Genomic DNA, 17,649 nt, shown 5'->3' with positions numbered 1-17,649 from the left:
TTCCGATATCAGGAGCCGATGACCTGCAGATCGCCGCTCGCGCCCAGCAGCTGGCGCACCTGCTGCGCCAGCGAGCCGACGATGCGTCCGGCCAGGCCGGGCTCTTCGCGGCCGAAGACGATGTGGTCGCAGCCGAAGTCGCGCGCTGGCAACGATGGTCTCGGCGCTGCGCCCGATCACCACCGTGCTGTTGCAGGACACGCCCGCCATCGCGAGCAGCTTCTGCGCCAATTGCAGTTCCTCGGCGCCCGCGCGTTGCTGCAGCTCGCGCAGCTCTTGCGCATCGAAGAACATCGCGACGTGGCCGGAGACCACGGGCTGCACCCGCGGTGTGGAGTTGGTACTGCGGCGCAGCAGCGCACGCACGCGCGCTTCGAGTTCCGGCAGGTCGACGCATGCCTCATCGATCGATGCAACGCACAGGTCTTCTCGCAACAAAAGCGCAAAGCGCCGAAATCCGCCGGCAACATCGCGGCTCGAAGCTCCGGGCTCAACCCACCCACGGAGCCACAGTGTCAATCCACGATCCCCGCCATACAAAGAGCAACGACAGTGCTTTCGCGACGACGGCCCATGGCCATCGCCTGGCCGATGACCTTCCGCTGATCTCTGCGCAGCTTCTCGAGCGCCGCAAGGCGCTGGCCTGGCTGGGTTCCAGTGCCGCCGGCTCGGCGCTCCTGCTGGCCGGCTGCGGTGGTGGCGGCGGCTCCGACGGGAGCAGCCTCGCGGGCCTGGCGACCACGGCCACGACGAGTTCGACGAGCACCACAGCATCGGCGAGCGGAACGAGTTCTTCCACGTCGAGTTCGAGCAGCTCCACGAGCACGAGCACGAGCACCAGCAGCAGTTGCACCGCCCTGCCTGGCGAGACCGCAGGGCCCTACCCGGCCGACGGCACCAACACTTCGTCCGGCGCCACGTCGGACGTGCTGACTGCCAGCGGCATTGTCCGCAGCGACATCCGCAGCAGCTTCATCAGCTCGACGACACAGGCACCCGGCGTGCTGACGACGCTCACGCTCACGCTGGTCAACACCAACTCGAGCTGCGCCCCACTGTCGGGCTACGCAATCTACCTTTGGCACTGCGACCAGGGCGGCAGCTACTCGCTGTATTCGGCGCCGACCGAAAGCTACCTGCGAGGGGTGCAGGTGACCGACAGCAACGGCCAGGTCACTTTCACGACGATCTTTCCCGGCTGTTATTCGGGCCGCTGGCCCCACATGCATTTCGAGGTCTTCGCGAGCCTCGCCAGCGCCACCACCGGCAGGAATTCCGTCCTGACCTCGCAACTGGCAATGCCGAGCGCTGCTTGCAGTGCGGTGTATCCCTACGCCTCGGGCTACACCCAGAGCGTGGCCAACTTCGCTGCCGTCACGCTCGCGAGCGACAACGTGTTCAGCGACAACACCGCGGCACAGATCGCCGCCATGACGCTCGCGATGAGCGGCAGCGCAACGGCGGGCTACACCGCCACCGCGACGATCGGCATCGCGCGCTAGCCTGGCCGCCTGGCCTGCAACGCCTCGCGCCCTCAGCGCGGGCGTGCGCGGCGGCTGGCCATTTTTCTCCTCTTTCGAAGCTCACACTTTCCGGTTGAAGGCGTCACGGTCTCGTGGGCCGGTGCGAAGCTGCGTCGCCTGCGGCAGCTCATGCGCCAGGTTGCACCGGCGGGTGAGCAGCGCGAGGTGCTTCGCGTCCCAGGCGAAGAACATCACGACCAGGAACGCATCGACCACGCTCAGCGCCATCAAGGTGCGCCAGTCCCACAGCAAGTCGAAGAGAGTCATGAATCGATAGAGATGATGAATGCGAAGCCCCGAGCTTGAGGCCGCCTCATTGCGCACCGATTTCACCGTGTTGCGGCTCTTTGCCGCGACTCGGCCGCAGTCCTCAGGCCGCAGGCGTGTGCGTGACGGCCGGCATGAACATGTAGCCCTCGTTGCGCACGGTGCGAATCAGCTCGGCCTTCACCTCGCCCGATGCCAGCTTGCGGCGCAGGCGGCTGATCTGCACGTCGATGGCGCGGTCGTACGAGTCGTTGTCCGCGCCGAGCGCGTACTGCACCAGCTGGTCCCTGGTCAGCACGCGCCGCGGGTGCTGGACCAGCGCGCGCAGCAGGCGGAACTCGCCGTCGGAGAGGTCTACCAGCCGGCCGGTGGGGTCGTGCAGCAGCCGGGTTTCCAGGTCGATGCGCCAGCCCGCGAAGTACAGCAGCGTGGCCGGCGCCTCGCGCGCGGCATTGGACGCCTGGGCAGGCGCGGACGCCGCCGCATTGGCGGTGCGGCGCAGCACGGTGCGTATGCGCGCCAGCAGTTCACGCGGGTTGCAGGGCTTGGCGAGATAGTCTTCGGCGCCGATTTCCAGGCCCACGATGCGGTCGATGTCGGTGCCCACGGCCGACAGCATGATGACTGGCGGCCCGCCGATCTTCTGCAGCTCGCGCAGTGCGCTCAGACCGTCTTCGCCGGGCATCATCACATCGAGCACGACGAGCGCGTAGTCCGCCTGCGCGAGCCGCTCGCGCATCTGCGCGGGATCGCTGGCGCCGTCGACCTGGAGGCCGTGCTTCTCCAGGAAGGACGCCACCAGGCTGCGGATGCCGGCGTCGTCGTCGACGATGAGGATGCGGGTGGTCAGGTTCACGGTGCGGCGAATCGGGTAGCGGATCATAGGCCCGGTGCCGGTGCTGCCCGCCGCCCCGACCGCAATGAAATGAACTGCAATGTCGTGAAATCGGGCTGCAACAACCGGTCCGCAGACTCGCACACCGAAAGCACGGATGGCACCCCGCCCGGCGTGACATCGCCTCCGGCCCGTGCCAGCATCAGCCCATGAACCCCCAAGGAACCGCACGACGTTGGTCGGGCCCGCCGCTCGCGCTGCAGATCATGGCGCTGCTGCTGGGCGGGCTGGTCGTGGCGCAGGGCGTGACCCTGGCACTGACCATGCTGCTACCGCCCGAGCCGCAGCGCCAATGGGAGCTGGGCGACATCGCGCGCGTACTTTCAGGAAAAGACGCCGAAGGCCGCAATGCGCACCTGCTGCAGCGCTCGCTGCAGGCGCGCGCGCCTGAGCCCCAGGGGCAGGGCTGGTTGACCTCCGAGCGCTCGCGGCGCGACCTGGCTCGCCTGATAGAACGGGACGAGGCCGAGGTGCGGCTGTACTTCTTCACCCCGCTGCCGTTCGCAGGCACCACGGGCGCCGTCGCCACCGCGCCGACGCAAGCCGCGCCGCAGGCGGCCGCACGCCAGATCGCCACCACTTTCGGCCCCGCGGGCTTTCAGCGGGTCCAGGCCGGTGGCGGGCCTGGAGGGCCCTCGATGCCTGGGGGGCCCGGAGGCCCCGGCGGATCCGGATTCCGGGGAAGCCCGGGTGGGTTCGGCGGCGGTTTCGGCGTGGGGCGCGGCTCGGGGGGCAGCGTGGGTGGATCTGCGCAGCAGCAGCAGCCGGCAGCCGGTCCTCCGCCAAGCGACCCGCCAGGTGCCGCGACGGGCGCGCCCGCCACTGCGCCGGGCCCGGGGTTCGTGGGTGCGGGCTCCCTGGGCAGTCCGGTGGCTCCGCCGCCGGCAGGCATTGGCGGTCCGGACGGCACCGGTGCCGCGACGTTGCCGCCCCGGCCATCTGGGCCACCCGGGGCCACCGGTGCGCCGAGCCTTGCCGCCCCGGGCGCCGCCGCGCCCCAGGCGCCGTTGCCTGGGCCGCCGCCTCCCGGCATGCCCGGCCAGCCGATGGGCCCCGGCATCTTGTCGGCACCCGTCACACCGCCAAGCCTTCTGCTGGATACCGAACGCCCGCTGCAACGCAGGGCACCTGCAACGGCTGAAGCGCCGGCCGTGCGAGCCCCCGCAGCGCCGCCACCGCGCACCGAGCCCACGCGCCCGGAGCCGCCCAGCACCGCGCCGGCGAACGCAGCGCCGCCGCGCACGGCCGTCGAGGCGCCGCGCGAGCCCAGAAGCGCCGCCAAACCCCTGACCCCGCCGCCGGCCGATGCAACCACCGGGACTGCCGCAGAAACAGTGCGCCCCGCCGCGCGCGGCCTGTTCGGCCTGGCGCCGGCACCATTCGTGGAGGGCGACTTCATCGCGGCGGTCCATACGCGCGAAGGCAGCTGGATGGTGGTGCAGCCGGTGCCCGAGTCCTTCCCGAACGCGTGGCAGCGCCGCGTGCTGCTGTGGTTCCTGATTGCGGCAGCCATCGTGGTGCCCGTGGGCTGGCTGTTCTCGCGCCGGCTGGTGCGTCCCATTGCCGGCTTCGCGCGCGCGGCCGATCAATTGGGCCGCGATCCGGTGGCACCGGTGCTGGCACTCGATGGCCCGGCGGAGATCGGACGCGCGGCGCAGGCCTTCAACCGCATGCAGGCGCGGCTGCGCAGCTTCGTCGACGACCGCACCGTGATGATCGGCGCCATCAGCCACGACCTGCGCACGCCCCTCACGCGGCTGCGCTTTCGCATCGAGGACGCACCCGACGACATTCGCGCCGGCATGCTCGACGACGTACAAGAGATGGAGCAGATGATCGGCTCCGTACTCAGCTTCATCCGCGATGCCTCGGTGGTCAGCGCGCGCGAGCGCATGGACTTCGCGAGCCTGGTGGAGGACGTGGTCGAGCAGGCGGTGTTCGTCGGCAAGGACGTGCAGCTGCAGCGCATGGAAAAAGCGCCGGTGGAGGTCGACGTGATCGGCATGCGCCGCGTGCTCGACAACCTGATCGAGAACGCCGTCAAGTACGGCCACCAGGCGCGCGTGCGCCTGTTCACCGACGGGCCCGATGCCGTGGTGGAAATCGGCGATCGCGGACCGGGGCTGCCGGCCAGCGAACTCGAGCTGGTGTTCAAGCCGTTCTATCGCACCTCGCAGGCCCGCGCCTCGCACACCATGGGCAGCGGACTCGGGCTGGCCGTGTGCCGCTCGATCGCGCGCGCCCACGGCGGCGACGTCGTGCTCAAGTCCGGCTCGCACGGGCTTCTTGCCCAGGTCCGCGTTCCGTTGGCGCTGGAAGCGCAACGGCTGTCGCTGCAGGCGTCCGGCGCGCACTGACTGAGCTGCGTGCGCGGCGAGCCGTGCGGCCGACCCGGACACTCGGCTGCGGAACGCCTTTGAACTTCAGGAGGTAGGGGGTGCGGCGTGGTGGCCCTGGCGTCCCGCGCCCTAGGACTTTCGCCCGCTGCGCCGTTGAACCTGCGCAGTACTCAAAGGCGCCTATTATCCCTTGCGGATGTGGTGCTCACCGGCTGGTTTGGGCCCGAAGCGGTCCTTGCCAAATCCCGAATGCTGCCGTTCGCTGAGCGACTACGTCTTAGTCGAGCGATGCTGGATCGACCAAGCGAGTCGCGTCCGTCGAATACAAGCGGAAGAACTCACCGAGTGTGTTGGCAACCACGACCGGATCAGAACCGTCGAAGTAATCCACTAGGACCGCGCTGGTGCCGTCCGAGTTGGCCTTCAGCCTAAAGCACCATGACGCGATCAGGTAGTCCGAGAACAGCACGCCGTTTGGCGAGTGCTCTGCATTCTCGGACTTAATTTCATCGAGCGTCCACAGACGCCAGAATTCTTTGTCCATTTCCCCCATGCCGCCAATGGATGTGAACAGAACTATCACATCAGCGGTTGCTTCCGCTCCCACGGCTCGAAAGACTTTGCGGACCTCGACCTCTGAGGCGGCGGGCAAAAGATGCAGGCCTTCAGCGTGCCATCGATCAATGAGGTCATCGAGGTACTTCATCCGTTTCCCTCCAAATATGGACTTCCGCTTCTGGCCGCATCTTGCCCTTTGACGTTCAGTCGAATTCGACGGACCTGACGATGGTGCCCGCGTCGGCGAGCTCGGCCGCGGCATCGCCGCTTTCAGCCGCTGCCACGTAGGTGACAAGTGCCACGTCGAAGCCGTTGGTCAAGTACCAGGCGCGGATCACGTCGCCTGCATGCAGGAAGCTCCCGCCGACATAGTGGCTTGCGGACTTGCCTCGTTCAACGTCCCCAGCCACGCCAAGCGAACGTGTGTCGGCGAACTCCTTGAGCATCGCGTCAAGGTCATCCGGGCTGACTTGTGGGTTAGCGCCGGAAAGATACCGTCCTACAGAAAACTGCAGTGCCCCGACCCCATCCGACTTTGCTAGGGTGGGCGGTGTTCCTTCGGGCATGTCGTCGCTGATGTCGACCCAGCCGTTGGGGAGAGCGATGCGGACGCCCGCGAAGGTGCAGAGTTGGCTCATCGCAATAAGTCAGAGGGTAGGGTCGAAGGTCCGGTCTTGGCCGACTGGCGATGTTTAAAGTTCGATGAATTCACCGGCCTCAGCATCATAAAAGCGAGCAGAAAGCTCGCGGCAAATCCCACGGATGACTGCACTTTCCAGGGGGCCCCAAACGCCGACGGCCGAAATTGTTCTGGGGTCAGGACTTTCATCCGGGCTTTCGATGGTGAGACGCAGCGACAGTGTGGCCGCCTCGCTACCAAGAGCGCGCACCACAGCAGCGTTCACCAAGTGTCTGGCTCCAAGTGGCGCCGGAGTCCAATCCGGTGGCAGCGTCGTCAGATCTTGGTCTTCGCGAAAAATTAAGCCGATGCTGCTCATAATGGGCGTGAATTGGAGGGGAGCGACGAAGGTCTGGTTGTGGCCGACTCTTGCCGGCCGTGGGCTGGTCACCGGCTTAGGTGGTGGCCTTCTTGCCTATGGGTTTGTCGGCGCCGCTGTGCCCCAGGGGCCGAGAGCACCTCTCTTCTGAAATGCTCCTACGGCCATGCCCCCGATGCAGCAAACCAGCAGGAGCGAAGCGCCCACCCATGGACTGGTAGACCGAAAGATCCAAAGATGAATCGCGCAGAAACTTGCCAATCCGAGCCCGAAGCCCACGACAGGTGCAACACTTTTCATTGCGCCCGCGACAAGTCCTATTCCCGCGCCGAGACAAAGGAGCGATACCGTAGATGTGATCGCTAAACCCAGGCTAGCACCGGGACCGTCCAAGTCGTCAACCGCAATCAGACCCCAAATGCCGAGCACGAGTAGAAAGCATACTGAACCCAGAACATACCCGGCGAGTGGGACCGCTTGGCCAGCATTGAAGAACATCCAGACGATGAGTCCAGTCACAGCAACGAGGGCAATCATGTCAGCCAAGATGTTCATGCGGCGGCGATCTTGTTTATTGAAAGTGTATGACGAAGGTCCGCCATTGGCCGCATCCTTCCTAACAAGATTACTGCACCCACAAAGTACGCCGCAATCAGCGTTGCTGCAAGAATCTTTGCGATATGCAGAAGCCCTTCAGGTGACAGCCTGCTCTTCATCGGATGTTCTTCAGGCAACACCTTCTTCAGCATCCAGGCACCCAAGAACAACAGAGCGAGAAGTGTCGCGCAGGCGAGCAAGAAGAAGCCCTGGATGATGCTCTTGCCGCTCAATTCCATACTCAAGCAACCTTCCGCATTCAAGCTCGAATGTCTGGTCTTGGCGGCATTTTGCCTTCCTGCATCGGACTTCCCTCCGTAAGGCGATCATCGTCGCGAGCGCTCCATGGCGGTCGATGAGGCGCTGAAGCCCAGCTTCGCGAAGAATTCTGCAGCGCCCGTTCTTCCCGCCCGAAGCACCCAAGTGATATTCGGTTCAGACCCGATGAGGCGTTCAACGAGTGCCTGCCCGATGCCCAGTCGTCGATGCCGCTCAGCGACGACGACCATGGACACGTACCCGTTGGAAATTCCGTCGGTAATCGCGCGCGCGAAGCCGACGATTTCGTCGTCTGCCACCGCAACCACCGCTCGCTGTGACGCCGAAATCAGTTGGCCGAGGTCCTTTGCGTCACCGACTCGATGAGCCCACCCGCTGGTCATGAGCAGGCGATGGACCGCGTCGAAATCGGAAGCAGCAATGCTACGAATCTGCATACCTGCTCCTCCTGAAATTCACGCGATTGTGCCGTTGATGCAAAGGTCCGGTCTTGGCCGCATTCTGCCCGTCAAGCTTACTTCGCAGCCTCCTCTTCGCCCCGTTCACGGAGGCTAAAAATTCGCCGCCGTGGTGGTGTGGTATCCGGTAAGCCTGCCACCCTGCGTCGCCTCAGCTCCCCGTGCTTTCCTTGTTGAAAACAGCAGTGTCGCGGCCGTCATTCCGAACAATGCAAGCAGGGTCCACGCGCCGAATGCATAAACAAGGCCAATCGGTACGAGAGCAGCAAGAATAAAGAGCAGTGCCCTGAGCATGGGCTCAGTTTGCCTCCCTGCGGTCATCTTGTATCGTGAAGGAGTGGACGCGCGGCACAAAAATTTCCTCTTAGTTGCTCGAGAGGGTCGTCCGGAACTCCGATCTTGTCGAAAGTGTGGTCAGGTGACGCGGTCGTTCTTCAGAATGCTCGGCGCCAACCGCGGGAACTCAAGTCGCTGTGACGGCCCAGTCGCGCTGCCTTTGCAGGACCTCGGCCGCATCGATGCCCGCAAGCTCTCGGTACACCGAAGGCGCCGTGGCGCCCTCGGTGTTGATCAGCAAAATCCTCGATTTCGCGTTGATAGAAGTGCGCGCGCGCAGCATCGCCGACTGGGCGAGTTCGCAGAGGGCTGCCACGCCGGCGGCACCGGATTCACCGCTGACGATGGGAATGTCCTCGCGCGAGCCTCTGGCCATTCGCCGCATCGCCTCGACGGCCTGATGGTCCTCGATGGTCAGGAACCCGTCGATGGTGCCTTCGAGGAAACGCCAGGCCAGCGGAGAGGTCTCGCCGCACGCCAATCCCGCCATGACCGAATCAACGGAGCCCGTGGCCCGCGACGGCCGTCCTCGCATCGCGCTTTGCAGCAAGCAGTCCGCCTGGCGCGGCTCGACCACGACGAGTGCGGGCCGTGCCGCGCCGAAGGCCTCCCACAGATAGCTGGCGATGCCTGCGGCCAGTCCGCCGACACCGCCCTGCAGGATCACGTGAGTGAATTGTGCAGAGCCACCTTCCTGCTCGAGCAGCTCGTCGACGATCGTTCCATAGCCCTGCATCACGTCACGGGGCACGGTCTCATATCCTTCGTACGAGGTATCCGAGACCACTTGCCATCCGCTCTGCCGAGCGAGCTCCGCCGCATGCGCGACCGATGCGTCGTAATTCCCCTCCACGCGGATGATCTCGGCGCCGAGTTCCGCGATTTCCGCCTCGCGCTCGGCGCTCACGTGCTTGTGGAGCACGACGACGCAACGCACGCCGACACTGCGAGCCGCACCGGCCAGTGCCCGGCCGTGGTTGCCATCGGTGGCGGTGATCACGACCAGCTCTCGCAGCTCGGCCTTGTGGGCGCCGCGTAGCAGGTCTTCCGGATCCCACCCGGGATGCTCGCGCAGGACCAGGTGCACCAGCGCAGCCGGCGCGCCCAGTGCCTTGAAGCTGCCCAGCGGCGAGCGCTTCGATTCGTCCTTTACAAAGACCGCCGCTACGCCGAGTTCGCGCGCCAGGCCGGGAAGGCGCCACAGCGGTGTCGGCTCGGGCGAAAGCATCGGCCACGTCGATAACCAGCTTCGCGTGCGTCTGGCCTGCGCGATGCTCAGGATATCTCGCAGTTCGTCCGGATAGGCGCGCCGGCACGCGTGAGGATTGCTGAAGAGCATGCGTCGGCTCAGTCGGCTTGGACGCCGGCCGCCTTCACGACCTTGGCCCACTTGTCAGTTTCGGACTTCACGAACCGGCTGAAGACCTCGGGCCCCATCGGCGTGTACTTGAGCCCCTCGTTCTGCAGCTTGGCCTGCACTTCCTCCGAGCGCATGACTTTGTCGATTTCATCCGACAGCTTCTTCAGCACCACGGACGGCGTGCCTGCCGGGGCGAGGATGCCCGTCCAGTTACGCACTTCGAACCCGCCCATCCCCGACTCCTCCAGCGTCGGCACGTTCGGCAGCGCGGGCGAGCGCGTCTTGCCCAGCGTAGCCAGAGGAACGAGCTTGCCGGCCTTGATGAAGGGCAGCGCCGGCTGCAGCGTCGCGAACGACAGCGAGACCTGCCCGGCGACAAGGTCCGTCAGTGCGGGCGCGTTTCCCTTGTACGGAATGTGCGTCATCGAGGTTCCGGTCGCCGCCTTGAACAGCTCCCCCGCCAGGTGCCCGGTGGTACCCGCTCCTCCGGATGCGAACGTCATTTCATTGGGCTTGGCTTTCGCCAGCGCGACCAGCTCCTTCGGCGTGCGTGCGGGCACGGAGGGGTTGACCACGAGCACGGTTTCCGCGTCCGCCACGAAGGCCACCGGCGCGAAGTCCTTAACGCCGTCGAAGGGCACCTTTTGATAAAGCGTAGCGTTGATCGCGTGGGTCCCGATCGTGCCCATCACCAGTGTGTAGCCGTCGGCAGGGCTCTTCGCCACGAAGTCGGCGCCGATGTTGCCGCCGGCCCCGGGCCGGTTGTCGACCAGAGCGGCCTGGCCGAAGGTCTTGCCCATGCCGAGCGCGATGATGCGGGCCAGCGCATCGGAATACCCGCCCGCTGGAAATGGCACAACGATGCGTATCGGCCGCTCGGGGTAGGTGTCCGCACGCGTGGGTCCAGTGTGGGCGAGCGCAATGCCAGCCAGGGCGATGGTGAGTAGCGCAGCCCTTCGAGCCGCACCGCAATGGAGATGATGAAGGTGCATGGTGTGTGGATCCTCGTGTTCAGAACTTCAGGTCGGTCAGCGGTACCAGCTGGATTCCGCGCTGCTTGAGTTGTTCGTGCACCTTGCTCGCCAGCACGACGGCCGTCGGCTCGTCGCCGTGCGTGCAGAAGGTCTGGATGCGCGCCGCAAGCCGCTTGCCGGACCGGGTGATGACGGCCTGCTCCTCCACGAAGGAGAGCACCTGGCGTACCGCGACCTCCGCGTCCTTGATGATGGCGTCTTCCTCAGTGCGCGAGGTCATGAGACCGGTGTCGGAATAGGTTCGGTCGACGTAGGCTTCTTCGGCGACGCGCAGTCCGGCCGCGTGGCCCGCGGTCACCATCTCCGAGCAGGCATTGGCCACGAAGATCAGCTCCGGGTCCGCAGCGCGTATGCCGCGTGCGATCGCCGTCGCCACTTCGAGGTCGACATGCGCCATGTTGTTCAGCGCACCATGCGGCTTGACGTGCGTGACCTTGGCCGAAGCACCATGGGCGATCGCTTGCAGCGCGCCGATCTGGTAGGTGATCATGTATTCGAGGTCGCGCGCATTCATCCGGATCTGCCGGCGGCCGAAGCCCCAGAGATCGTTGAAGCCCGGATGTGCGCCTATCGACACTCCGTTCTCGGTAGCGAGCCGGACCGTGCGCGTCATCACAGTCGGGTCGCCTGCGTGAAAGCCGCAGGCGATGTTGGCCGACTGGATGATCTTCATCAACTCCTCGTCGTTGCCGATCGAGTACTTGCCGAAGCTTTCGCCCATGTCGGCGTTCAGGTTGACCTGGGTCATGGATGTGTTCCTGTCCAAGAGAATTTGCGGGAGATGCGGTTCGAGACGAAATGGTATTGACGAAGCCGCGGGATAGGTGTGCAGAATCGGCTTTGTTTACGCAACGTTTTTGCGTTTCCATCCCTTTGCGCTCGCTCCGAACACCATGACCGAACTCGACGCCCTGGACATTCGTCTCCTCGAACTCATCCAGGTGGACAGCTCACTGCCGCAAAGCGAGCTCGGCAACCGCATCCACCTTTCCACAGCGGCTGTCAATCGGCGTCTCAAGCGCCTTGTAGACAACGGCGTGGTGCGCAAAGTCGCAGCTGTGCTCGAACCGGCCGCCTTGGGCCATCCGCTCACCATCGTCACCCAGGTTGAAACGCAAAGCGAACAGATCGAGCTTCTCGACGCGATGAAGCGCAGTTTCCGCGCCTGCCCCCAGGTGCAGCAGTGCTATTACGTCACTGGTGAGTGGGACTTCATCCTGATCTTCGTCGTGCGCGACATGGCGCAGTACACGGCGCTGAGCCGCGCGCTCTTCTTCGAGAGCAACAACGTCAAGCGCTTTCGCACGCTGGTGACGATGGACCACGTGAAGGTGAGCCTTGACGTGCCATTGGATTGAGCTGTCGCCCAGTGTTTAGCGCCGCATCATCTGCAGGCAAAAATTCGGAAGGCGGCCATGAAACAGGATCTGCGCTGCCGGTGGGGCTTGGCGGTCAACCGCATCTGGATGGGGTCTGGGCAGCAGGCTTGTCCCACCTCACACCAATGAGGCGAATTGAGCCTGCTCAATGAATGACTGGTTCTGGCCGCATCCTCGCAACGGCGCAGGCGGGCTCAGAAGAGACATTCCTCGAAACCACAGCGGACCTTCAAGCCGGCGTCTCCGTAGGGTCGCCCTTGGCGCATTCTCGCGAAGAGCTCTGGTCCCCACCGACTTCCAAGGGGCTCGAAAGTCGTGGACTCCTGAGGTGGACCAATGCGTCGACCAATCCTGACGTGAGTTCGCTGACGGGCGACCTGTATTGACAACGCTCGAGTGGGCGACCAAGCTGCGGTCAGGAGGTGCCGGACCATGAACAAGCGACAAGCTCTCCTGATCGGGTTGGCCGCCGTAGCGACGCCGTTCGGGCGCTATGCCAGCGCGCAACCGAAGAAAGCCCAGGGCAGCGGCACCGAAGCCACCCTGCGCGACACCATCGTCCAGTTCGAGAAAGCCTGGAACCGGCACGATGTGAATGCCTGCCTGGGCTCGATGACCGAGGACGTCTGGTTTACCCAATCGCTCGACCACTACGGCCGCATGAAGGGCAAGGCGGCGGTGAAAACCGCCTTCGAGTACGACGTGAAGAACACCGATCTCCGGTGGGAGGTGAAGGCCGTCCGCATGATGCCCGATGGGACTGCTAGCGTCGTGTTGCGTCAGGTCGGCTTGATACCGCCCAAGACCGATGGTAAGTACAAGCGTGAGGACGTGAGCGACCCAAGCTTCAGCCGCTGGCGCTTCGAAGGCGGCAAGTGGCGACTATTCTTTTTCACTTCGCACAAGGGCTGGGCAATAGATGAAATGAAGAAAGACGGAATGCAGTAGCGAGCGATTCGGACTCATCTCCAACATGGGCACTTCGGATGGTGTTCATCAGCGGACGAGGCGCGATGTCCGGTCCTGGCCGAGGCTGTGTGAAAACGCTTCGCCGTCGGGACTCATCTAAATAAAATCATGGCACCCGTTCTCTGCGAGGTGCCCATGAAGCGATTCATCGAAGGCGAAGACCGACAGCAGGTCGCGTTGTTGCCGGAGTGTCTTGATGACTATATCGGCGAAGACAACCCGGTGCGAGTCGTCGATGTCTTTGTCGAAGAACTGGATCTTCAAGCACTCGGTTTCAAAGGCGTGGACCCCGCCGCCACCGGCCGGCCGTCGTACCACTCCGCGGTGCTGCTTAAGCTCTACATCTACGGGTACCTGAACCGCATCCAGTCCAGCCGGCGCCTGGAACGCGAGGCCCAACGCAACGTCGAGCTGATGTGGCTCACCGGCCGGCTCGCTCCGGACTTCAAGACCATCGCCGACTTCCGCCACAACAACGGTGCTGGCATCCGCAATGTCTGCAAGCGCTTCATCGCCATGTGCCGTGAACTCAAGCTGTTCACGCAGGCCATCGTGGCCATCGACGGCAGCAAGTTCAAGGCGGTGAACAGCCGGGACCGCAACGTCACGCCAGCCAAGATCGACAAGCGCCAGCAACAAATCGAGCAAAGCGTCCAGCGCTACCTCGACGCACTGGAGACGGCGGACCGTACACAACCCTCAGAGGTCGAAGCCAAGACCGAGCGACTGCAAGACAAGATCAGGAAGCTGCGCGATCAGATGCGCCAGCTCGACGAAGCCAAGGAGCAGTTGAGGCACGAGCCTGATGGGCAGCGTTCAACCACCGATCCCGACGCGCGCTCGATGATCTCGCAGGCAAAGGGTTCGGGCTTGGTGGGCTACAACGTCCAGACGGCGGTCGATGCGAAGAACCACTTGATCGTGGCGCACGAGGTCACGAACGTCGGCAACGACCGCGCGCAGCTCAACAGGATGGCGCGTGCTGCGCGCGAGGCTATGGACAAGCCCAGACTTCAAGCCTTCGCCGACCGGGGCTACTTCAATGGCACGGAGCTCAAGGCCTGTGAGGACGACGGCATCACGGCCTTCGTGCCCAAACCGATGACATCGAACGCCAAGGCCGCGGGTCGCTTCGACAAGACCGACTTCGTCTACATCGCGAAGGACGACGAATACCAATGCCCCGCGGGTGAACGAGCGATCTACAGGTTCAGCACGCTGGAGAAGAACGACAACAAGCTGCACGTCTATTGGCCCAGCGCTTGCCCTGGTTGCGCCATGAGAGACCAGTGCACGACCAGCAGCTACCGCCGCATCCGACGCTGGGAACACGAAGCGGTGCTTGATCGGGTGCAGCAACGCCTTGATCGCAAGCCCGACGCCATGACCTTGCGACGACGCACCGTGGAGCACGTGTTCGGCACGCTGAAACACTGGATGGGATCAACCCACTTCCTGACCAGGACTCTGGCGCATGTGAGCACCGAGATGAGCTTGCATGTACTGGCCTACAACTTCAAGCGTGTAATGAAGGTGTTGGGGTTCGTCAGAACGATGAAGGCGATGCAATTGGCTGGGGCATGAGCCCTTGCAATCGCGCTCTCGCCGCGTAGATCGGTCTGACTGTTGCGGCGGTGGCCCGACGGCCGCGTTCTGTCTCTACTGTGCGCTGTCGAGCGGCCGAGTTCGGCATACTCATGTGCCGAGTGCGTTTCCACACAGCCTCGGCCGGATTCTGCCTGTGAAAGCGCAACTCAATTGGCGCTTGGTACGCTGTCCAGGCCGAGTCGTTCGAGGATCTGCTGGTTGTACCGCGTCCAGTCTCGCTTCGAGTTCTCAATGGGCATCTTGTCCAGCTTCAATCGGTCGAACAGCGCGTCCGTCATGATTCGATAGTCCTGGTACAGGGCGATGAGACCTTCGAGACCAATCAAGTTCCGGCGCACCGCGTAAGGTCCCTTCAACTTCCAGTCGACCTGATACTTCACCCAGGCCTCCCCCCGCTCTGCGCAAACGGTGTGCACGGCGCGCTCCACGCTCTCCTGCCGCAGGTAGATGACGAGCGGGCGCAATGGCCCGATGAGCTGGGCAAGGCTCTCGCAATACGCTGCGATTTCATCGAAGCTCACCTCCATCAGGAAGAGATTGGTAAGGTCGCCGTGAAAGAGCTGGCCGTCTAACACGGGCACCGCAGAGCCAAGTCGAACCTCTTCAACAAACGAGCGCCACCTTGAAACAGCTCGACGCGCCAATTGTTCACCCGTGGATTCGCGCCAGGGTTCAAACCAGTGCTGGAGCTCATCGGTCGCTCGGACGGGGTGCGGGTCGGCGCGCTCGTGAACACCAAGTGCCGGCCGGCCTGCATCTTCAAGCGCCTTCGCGACAAACCTCATGGTTGTCGACTTTCCGGAGCCCATGATGCCCTCGATGATGACGAGCCCATGGTGCTCGGAAGACCGGTGGTCTGGCAATGCGACGGGATTCATGCGGATGTTGTATGCGATTCAGGGAGCGGTCCTCGGTGTCCGCTGGTGGCCGTCTCCGACGGCTTGGCGGCATTCTGCCGTTCCTGCAATGGCCGCGGAGCGGCGCACTCCTGCGCCCTCACGTCATCGCTCAGCGCAGCAAAAACTCCGCCTGACGGCCAGTGCCTCCTCCCCGCACCAAGAGGGCGCGAGTGGAATCAGCGTAGGGGCCCGCACTCTCTACGACAACGCTCTCCGGCCCCGTGCGAGCAGCCAATTTTTCGACGACGAGATGCTCATTTGTCGCCTGGCTGGTGGCCTCATCGGCGATCGCGGAAGTCACGGTGAGCAGCGAACCCAAGCAGAAGGCGAGTGCCATGCGACCAAAAGGGAAATCCAAACTCATCAAGAGCTCCTTCGCCTGGACGGCAGTTGAAAAACTGATTCTGGCCGGTGGCGGCTGCATGTGTCCACCTACTCGTAGGTGCAGCCGACTGGGTTGGCTGCGCCCAGTCCGGCTGCGGCAACTGCCTCTCGTTGTTTTTGGACGCATCCAGGCGCAAGGACCTTGGCACCGACAGCAGCAGCGGCATCGCCTGGCGGATGATCACCAGCCCCACGACCACCAGCGGCGTGGTGGCGTTCGCCTCGACGCTCACCACGGCCGATGCATGCAGCCCCTCGTGCACCAGCCGAGTCTACGTGGTCAACTTCGGCACCGGGCAGTCGGCGCTGGAGAACAGCGCGGCCTATATCTCCGTGTCGTACGCGGTGACGGACCTGCGCTTCACCAGCAGCAGCAACGACGGCACCACCTTGTCGGTGGGTTCCAGCACCGGCACGGTCGAGAACCTGAAGGTGTCGCTCTCGTCCAGCCTGAGCCTGCGGCTGCTCAACTGGCGCGAGGTGCCGGTGGTGGAGCGAGACTGCGAGCGGGGCGGTTTGCGCGGACCGGCCTGACCTCGCAGGCCTGCACCCCGAGCCACCGCCAGGTATGCCGCCGCGACATATCTAAAAGTGCCCGGGTCGGATAGCGAACGGCCGGTGGAGTGGCGATAGTCCATCACGCCGGCCAAGACCCAAGACACCTACGGCGTTTCAAAAAAACACGGAGACAAGAAGATGGATATGCGCACCCGCGCCTGCCTTGCGGCGGGCCTCACTACCGCTTCGCTCGGATCGTTTCCCGCCCTCGCGCAAAGCGCATCGGCGGCGAACAGCGTGAACATCTACGGCGTCGTCGACGAGTACGTGGGTTCGCTGCGCCGCAGCGACCAGCCCGGCCGCACCAAGGTATTGAACAGCGGCGGCATGACGACCTCCTATTGGGGCGTCCAGGGCAACGAAGACCTGGGCGGCGGCCTGCGGTCGTTCTTCGCGCTGGAGAGTTTCTTCCAGGCCGACAGCGGCACCTTCGGCAGGACGACGGCCGACCCCTACTTCTCGCGCAACGCCTATGTCGGCCTCGGCGGCGCCTACGGCCAGGTGAGTGCGGGCCGGCAGACCAATGCACTCTATGCGGCCACCGGCAACTTCAATCCCTTTCTCGCATCGGCCAACCTGAGCCCGGTGATGCTGCAGGTCTGGAGCACGGGCTACAACCGCGCGGTGCTGGGCGACAGCGTCTGGGACAACACCCTGCAGTACGCGTCGCCCGACATGGCGGGGTTCCGCGTGTCCGCGGCCTATGGGCTTGGCGAGGTGGCCAACCGGGGCGGCGTGCGCAACGTCAACCTGACCGTCAACTATGCGAAGGGCCCGTTCGCCGCGGTGGTCTCGGCACAGCAGGTCAAGGCGGGTCCGGGCCTGGTGGCGCCGGTCTCGAGCCAGAAGGCGCAGATGGCCGGACTCTCGTACGACTTCGAGGCGGTGAAGCTCTACGGCCAGTACTTTCATACCGACACGCCCGACATCCGCACCACGACCCGGACCACGCAGCTCGGCGTGGCGGTGCCCGTGGGCGTCGGCCGCATCATGGCGTCTGTCGCGCAGACACGCAGGGACATGCCCATCACGGATACGAGCCGCACGACGGCAGCGCTCGGCTATGACCACTATCTTTCCAAACGCACCGACCTCTACGCGGTCTACCTCTCGGACCGGCTCACCGGATACGAGCGGCGGGGAAGCCTCGTGCTCGGCATGCGGCACCGCTTCTGACACCTTGTGCAAGCTTGTCCCACAGTGAATCG

Annotated in this window: 21 protein-coding genes; 7 read left to right on the top strand and 14 right to left on the bottom strand. The window is 64.3% G+C overall.

The genetic code is table 11. The features are described 5' to 3' along the window. Positions 1–8 precede the first annotated feature (8 nt). The gene (locus tag ACJ7Z0_RS00920) at positions 9–152 is read right to left on the bottom strand and encodes a hypothetical protein (protein WP_434788247.1); all 144 of its coding nucleotides are present in this window, start codon (positions 150–152) and stop codon (positions 9–11) included. A 360-nt stretch (positions 153–512) separates the two neighbouring features. Here ACJ7Z0_RS00920 and ACJ7Z0_RS00915 point away from each other — a divergent pair, with 360 nt between their 5' ends. Beyond that, positions 513–1,502, top strand: a complete 990-nt coding sequence (locus ACJ7Z0_RS00915) for a dioxygenase family protein (RefSeq protein ID WP_434788246.1) — start codon at positions 513–515, stop codon at positions 1,500–1,502. A gap of 81 nt (positions 1,503–1,583) precedes the next feature. On the opposite strand, the gene ACJ7Z0_RS00910 is transcribed toward ACJ7Z0_RS00915, so the two are convergent. Both ACJ7Z0_RS00910 and ACJ7Z0_RS00905 read right to left on the bottom strand, forming a co-directional pair. Next, a complete protein-coding gene (locus tag ACJ7Z0_RS00910; protein ID WP_434788245.1) occupies positions 1,584–1,790 on the bottom strand; it encodes a hypothetical protein in 207 nt (68 codons plus the stop codon). Between the two features lie 103 nt (positions 1,791–1,893). Beyond that, positions 1,894–2,646 carry a response regulator gene (locus ACJ7Z0_RS00905; protein WP_434788244.1) on the bottom strand — a complete coding sequence of 251 codons (753 nt, stop codon included), beginning with the start codon at positions 2,644–2,646 and terminating at the stop codon, positions 1,894–1,896. A 188-nt stretch (positions 2,647–2,834) separates the two neighbouring features. Between ACJ7Z0_RS00905 and ACJ7Z0_RS00900 the strand changes: the two genes are divergently transcribed. Next, entirely contained in the window at positions 2,835–5,042 is a 2,208-nt protein-coding gene (locus tag ACJ7Z0_RS00900; protein ID WP_434788243.1) for an ATP-binding protein, read from the top strand. A gap of 259 nt (positions 5,043–5,301) precedes the next feature. Here the strand turns inward: ACJ7Z0_RS00900 and ACJ7Z0_RS00895 are convergent, their stop codons facing one another. From ACJ7Z0_RS00895 to ACJ7Z0_RS00855, 9 genes are all read right to left on the bottom strand, one after another. Beyond that, positions 5,302–5,730: a hypothetical protein gene (locus ACJ7Z0_RS00895; RefSeq protein WP_434788242.1), complete on the bottom strand. Its 429-nt coding sequence runs from the start codon at positions 5,728–5,730 to the stop codon at positions 5,302–5,304. A gap of 55 nt (positions 5,731–5,785) precedes the next feature. Continuing rightward, a complete protein-coding gene (locus tag ACJ7Z0_RS00890; RefSeq protein ID WP_434788241.1) occupies positions 5,786–6,220 on the bottom strand; it encodes a hypothetical protein in 435 nt (144 codons plus the stop codon). Between the two features lie 54 nt (positions 6,221–6,274). Next, entirely contained in the window at positions 6,275–6,580 is a 306-nt protein-coding gene (locus ACJ7Z0_RS00885) for a hypothetical protein (RefSeq protein ID WP_434788240.1), read from the bottom strand. A gap of 551 nt (positions 6,581–7,131) precedes the next feature. Next, positions 7,132–7,416, bottom strand: coding sequence for a hypothetical protein (locus ACJ7Z0_RS00880; RefSeq protein ID WP_434788239.1), 285 nt, complete (start codon positions 7,414–7,416; stop codon positions 7,132–7,134). Positions 7,417–7,503: 87 nt separating this feature from the next. Beyond that, the gene (locus ACJ7Z0_RS00875; RefSeq protein ID WP_434788238.1) at positions 7,504–7,893 is read right to left on the bottom strand and encodes a GNAT family N-acetyltransferase; all 390 of its coding nucleotides are present in this window, start codon (positions 7,891–7,893) and stop codon (positions 7,504–7,506) included. Between the two features lie 114 nt (positions 7,894–8,007). Beyond that, positions 8,008–8,208, bottom strand: a complete 201-nt coding sequence (locus tag ACJ7Z0_RS00870; RefSeq protein WP_434788237.1) for a hypothetical protein — start codon at positions 8,206–8,208, stop codon at positions 8,008–8,010. A 169-nt stretch (positions 8,209–8,377) separates the two neighbouring features. Further along, on the bottom strand, positions 8,378–9,589 hold the full coding sequence (locus ACJ7Z0_RS00865; protein WP_434788236.1) for a diaminopropionate ammonia-lyase: 1,212 nt from the start codon (positions 9,587–9,589) through the stop codon (positions 8,378–8,380). Positions 9,590–9,597: 8 nt separating this feature from the next. Beyond that, positions 9,598–10,602 (bottom strand): Bug family tripartite tricarboxylate transporter substrate binding protein, encoded by a 1,005-nt coding sequence (locus ACJ7Z0_RS00860; RefSeq protein WP_434788235.1) that lies wholly within the window; start codon positions 10,600–10,602, stop codon positions 9,598–9,600. 19 nt (positions 10,603–10,621) lie between these two features. Beyond that, a complete protein-coding gene (locus ACJ7Z0_RS00855) occupies positions 10,622–11,392 on the bottom strand; it encodes a LamB/YcsF family protein (RefSeq protein WP_434788234.1) in 771 nt (256 codons plus the stop codon). Between the two features lie 145 nt (positions 11,393–11,537). Between ACJ7Z0_RS00855 and ACJ7Z0_RS00850 the strand changes: the two genes are divergently transcribed. From ACJ7Z0_RS00850 to ACJ7Z0_RS00840, 3 genes are all read left to right on the top strand, one after another. Beyond that, positions 11,538–12,002, top strand: a complete 465-nt coding sequence (locus ACJ7Z0_RS00850) for an Lrp/AsnC family transcriptional regulator (protein ID WP_434788233.1) — start codon at positions 11,538–11,540, stop codon at positions 12,000–12,002. A gap of 453 nt (positions 12,003–12,455) precedes the next feature. Further along, positions 12,456–12,971, top strand: coding sequence for a nuclear transport factor 2 family protein (locus tag ACJ7Z0_RS00845; protein ID WP_431121372.1), 516 nt, complete (start codon positions 12,456–12,458; stop codon positions 12,969–12,971). A gap of 156 nt (positions 12,972–13,127) precedes the next feature. Continuing rightward, positions 13,128–14,576, top strand: a complete 1,449-nt coding sequence (locus ACJ7Z0_RS00840; protein WP_434788232.1) for an IS1182 family transposase — start codon at positions 13,128–13,130, stop codon at positions 14,574–14,576. A gap of 170 nt (positions 14,577–14,746) precedes the next feature. Here ACJ7Z0_RS00840 and ACJ7Z0_RS00835 read toward each other — a convergent pair whose 3' ends face one another. Then, entirely contained in the window at positions 14,747–15,478 is a 732-nt protein-coding gene (locus tag ACJ7Z0_RS00835; RefSeq protein ID WP_434788231.1) for a P-loop NTPase family protein, read from the bottom strand. 130 nt (positions 15,479–15,608) lie between these two features. Then, complete coding sequence (locus ACJ7Z0_RS00830; protein WP_434788230.1) at positions 15,609–15,923, bottom strand: hypothetical protein; 315 nt, start codon at positions 15,921–15,923, stop codon at positions 15,609–15,611. Positions 15,924–15,994: 71 nt separating this feature from the next. Between ACJ7Z0_RS00830 and ACJ7Z0_RS00825 the strand changes: the two genes are divergently transcribed. Both ACJ7Z0_RS00825 and ACJ7Z0_RS00820 read left to right on the top strand, forming a co-directional pair. Next, a complete protein-coding gene (locus ACJ7Z0_RS00825) occupies positions 15,995–16,417 on the top strand; it encodes a hypothetical protein (protein WP_434788229.1) in 423 nt (140 codons plus the stop codon). Positions 16,418–16,579: 162 nt separating this feature from the next. After that, positions 16,580–17,617 carry a porin gene (locus tag ACJ7Z0_RS00820; RefSeq protein WP_434788228.1) on the top strand — a complete coding sequence of 346 codons (1,038 nt, stop codon included), beginning with the start codon at positions 16,580–16,582 and terminating at the stop codon, positions 17,615–17,617. Positions 17,618–17,649 lie beyond the last annotated feature (32 nt).

This window comes from Variovorax palleresanus, assembly GCF_051144945.1.
Classification (GTDB): domain Bacteria; phylum Pseudomonadota; class Gammaproteobacteria; order Burkholderiales; family Burkholderiaceae_C; genus Variovorax; species Variovorax paradoxus_S.
Note: the sequence above shows the minus strand (reverse complement) of the source record. Positions and strands in the feature narration are given on the sequence as shown.

Bases quoted from the DNA above. Each gene is read 5' to 3' on its own strand.
- ACJ7Z0_RS00835 (WP_434788231.1), bottom strand. From the start codon at position 15,478: ATGAATCCCGTCGCATTGCCAGACCACCGGTCTTCCGAGCACCATGGG.
- ACJ7Z0_RS00910 (WP_434788245.1), bottom strand. From the start codon at position 1,790: ATGACTCTCTTCGACTTGCTGTGGGACTGGCGCACCTTGATGGCGCTG.
- ACJ7Z0_RS00890 (WP_434788241.1), bottom strand. From the start codon at position 6,220: ATGAGCCAACTCTGCACCTTCGCGGGCGTCCGCATCGCTCTCCCCAAC.
- ACJ7Z0_RS00840 (WP_434788232.1), top strand. From the start codon at position 13,128: ATGAAGCGATTCATCGAAGGCGAAGACCGACAGCAGGTCGCGTTGTTG.
- ACJ7Z0_RS00865 (WP_434788236.1), bottom strand. From the start codon at position 9,589: ATGCTCTTCAGCAATCCTCACGCGTGCCGGCGCGCCTATCCGGACGAA.
- ACJ7Z0_RS00860 (WP_434788235.1), bottom strand. From the start codon at position 10,602: ATGCACCTTCATCATCTCCATTGCGGTGCGGCTCGAAGGGCTGCGCTA.
- ACJ7Z0_RS00895 (WP_434788242.1), bottom strand. From the start codon at position 5,730: ATGAAGTACCTCGATGACCTCATTGATCGATGGCACGCTGAAGGCCTG.
- ACJ7Z0_RS00850 (WP_434788233.1), top strand. From the start codon at position 11,538: ATGACCGAACTCGACGCCCTGGACATTCGTCTCCTCGAACTCATCCAG.
- ACJ7Z0_RS00880 (WP_434788239.1), bottom strand. From the start codon at position 7,416: ATGGAATTGAGCGGCAAGAGCATCATCCAGGGCTTCTTCTTGCTCGCC.
- ACJ7Z0_RS00845 (WP_431121372.1), top strand. From the start codon at position 12,456: ATGAACAAGCGACAAGCTCTCCTGATCGGGTTGGCCGCCGTAGCGACG.
- ACJ7Z0_RS00820 (WP_434788228.1), top strand. From the start codon at position 16,580: ATGGATATGCGCACCCGCGCCTGCCTTGCGGCGGGCCTCACTACCGCT.
- ACJ7Z0_RS00885 (WP_434788240.1), bottom strand. From the start codon at position 6,580: ATGAGCAGCATCGGCTTAATTTTTCGCGAAGACCAAGATCTGACGACG.
- ACJ7Z0_RS00900 (WP_434788243.1), top strand. From the start codon at position 2,835: ATGAACCCCCAAGGAACCGCACGACGTTGGTCGGGCCCGCCGCTCGCG.
- ACJ7Z0_RS00855 (WP_434788234.1), bottom strand. From the start codon at position 11,392: ATGACCCAGGTCAACCTGAACGCCGACATGGGCGAAAGCTTCGGCAAG.
- ACJ7Z0_RS00830 (WP_434788230.1), bottom strand. From the start codon at position 15,923: ATGCAGCCGCCACCGGCCAGAATCAGTTTTTCAACTGCCGTCCAGGCG.
- ACJ7Z0_RS00870 (WP_434788237.1), bottom strand. From the start codon at position 8,208: ATGCTCAGGGCACTGCTCTTTATTCTTGCTGCTCTCGTACCGATTGGC.
- ACJ7Z0_RS00875 (WP_434788238.1), bottom strand. From the start codon at position 7,893: ATGCAGATTCGTAGCATTGCTGCTTCCGATTTCGACGCGGTCCATCGC.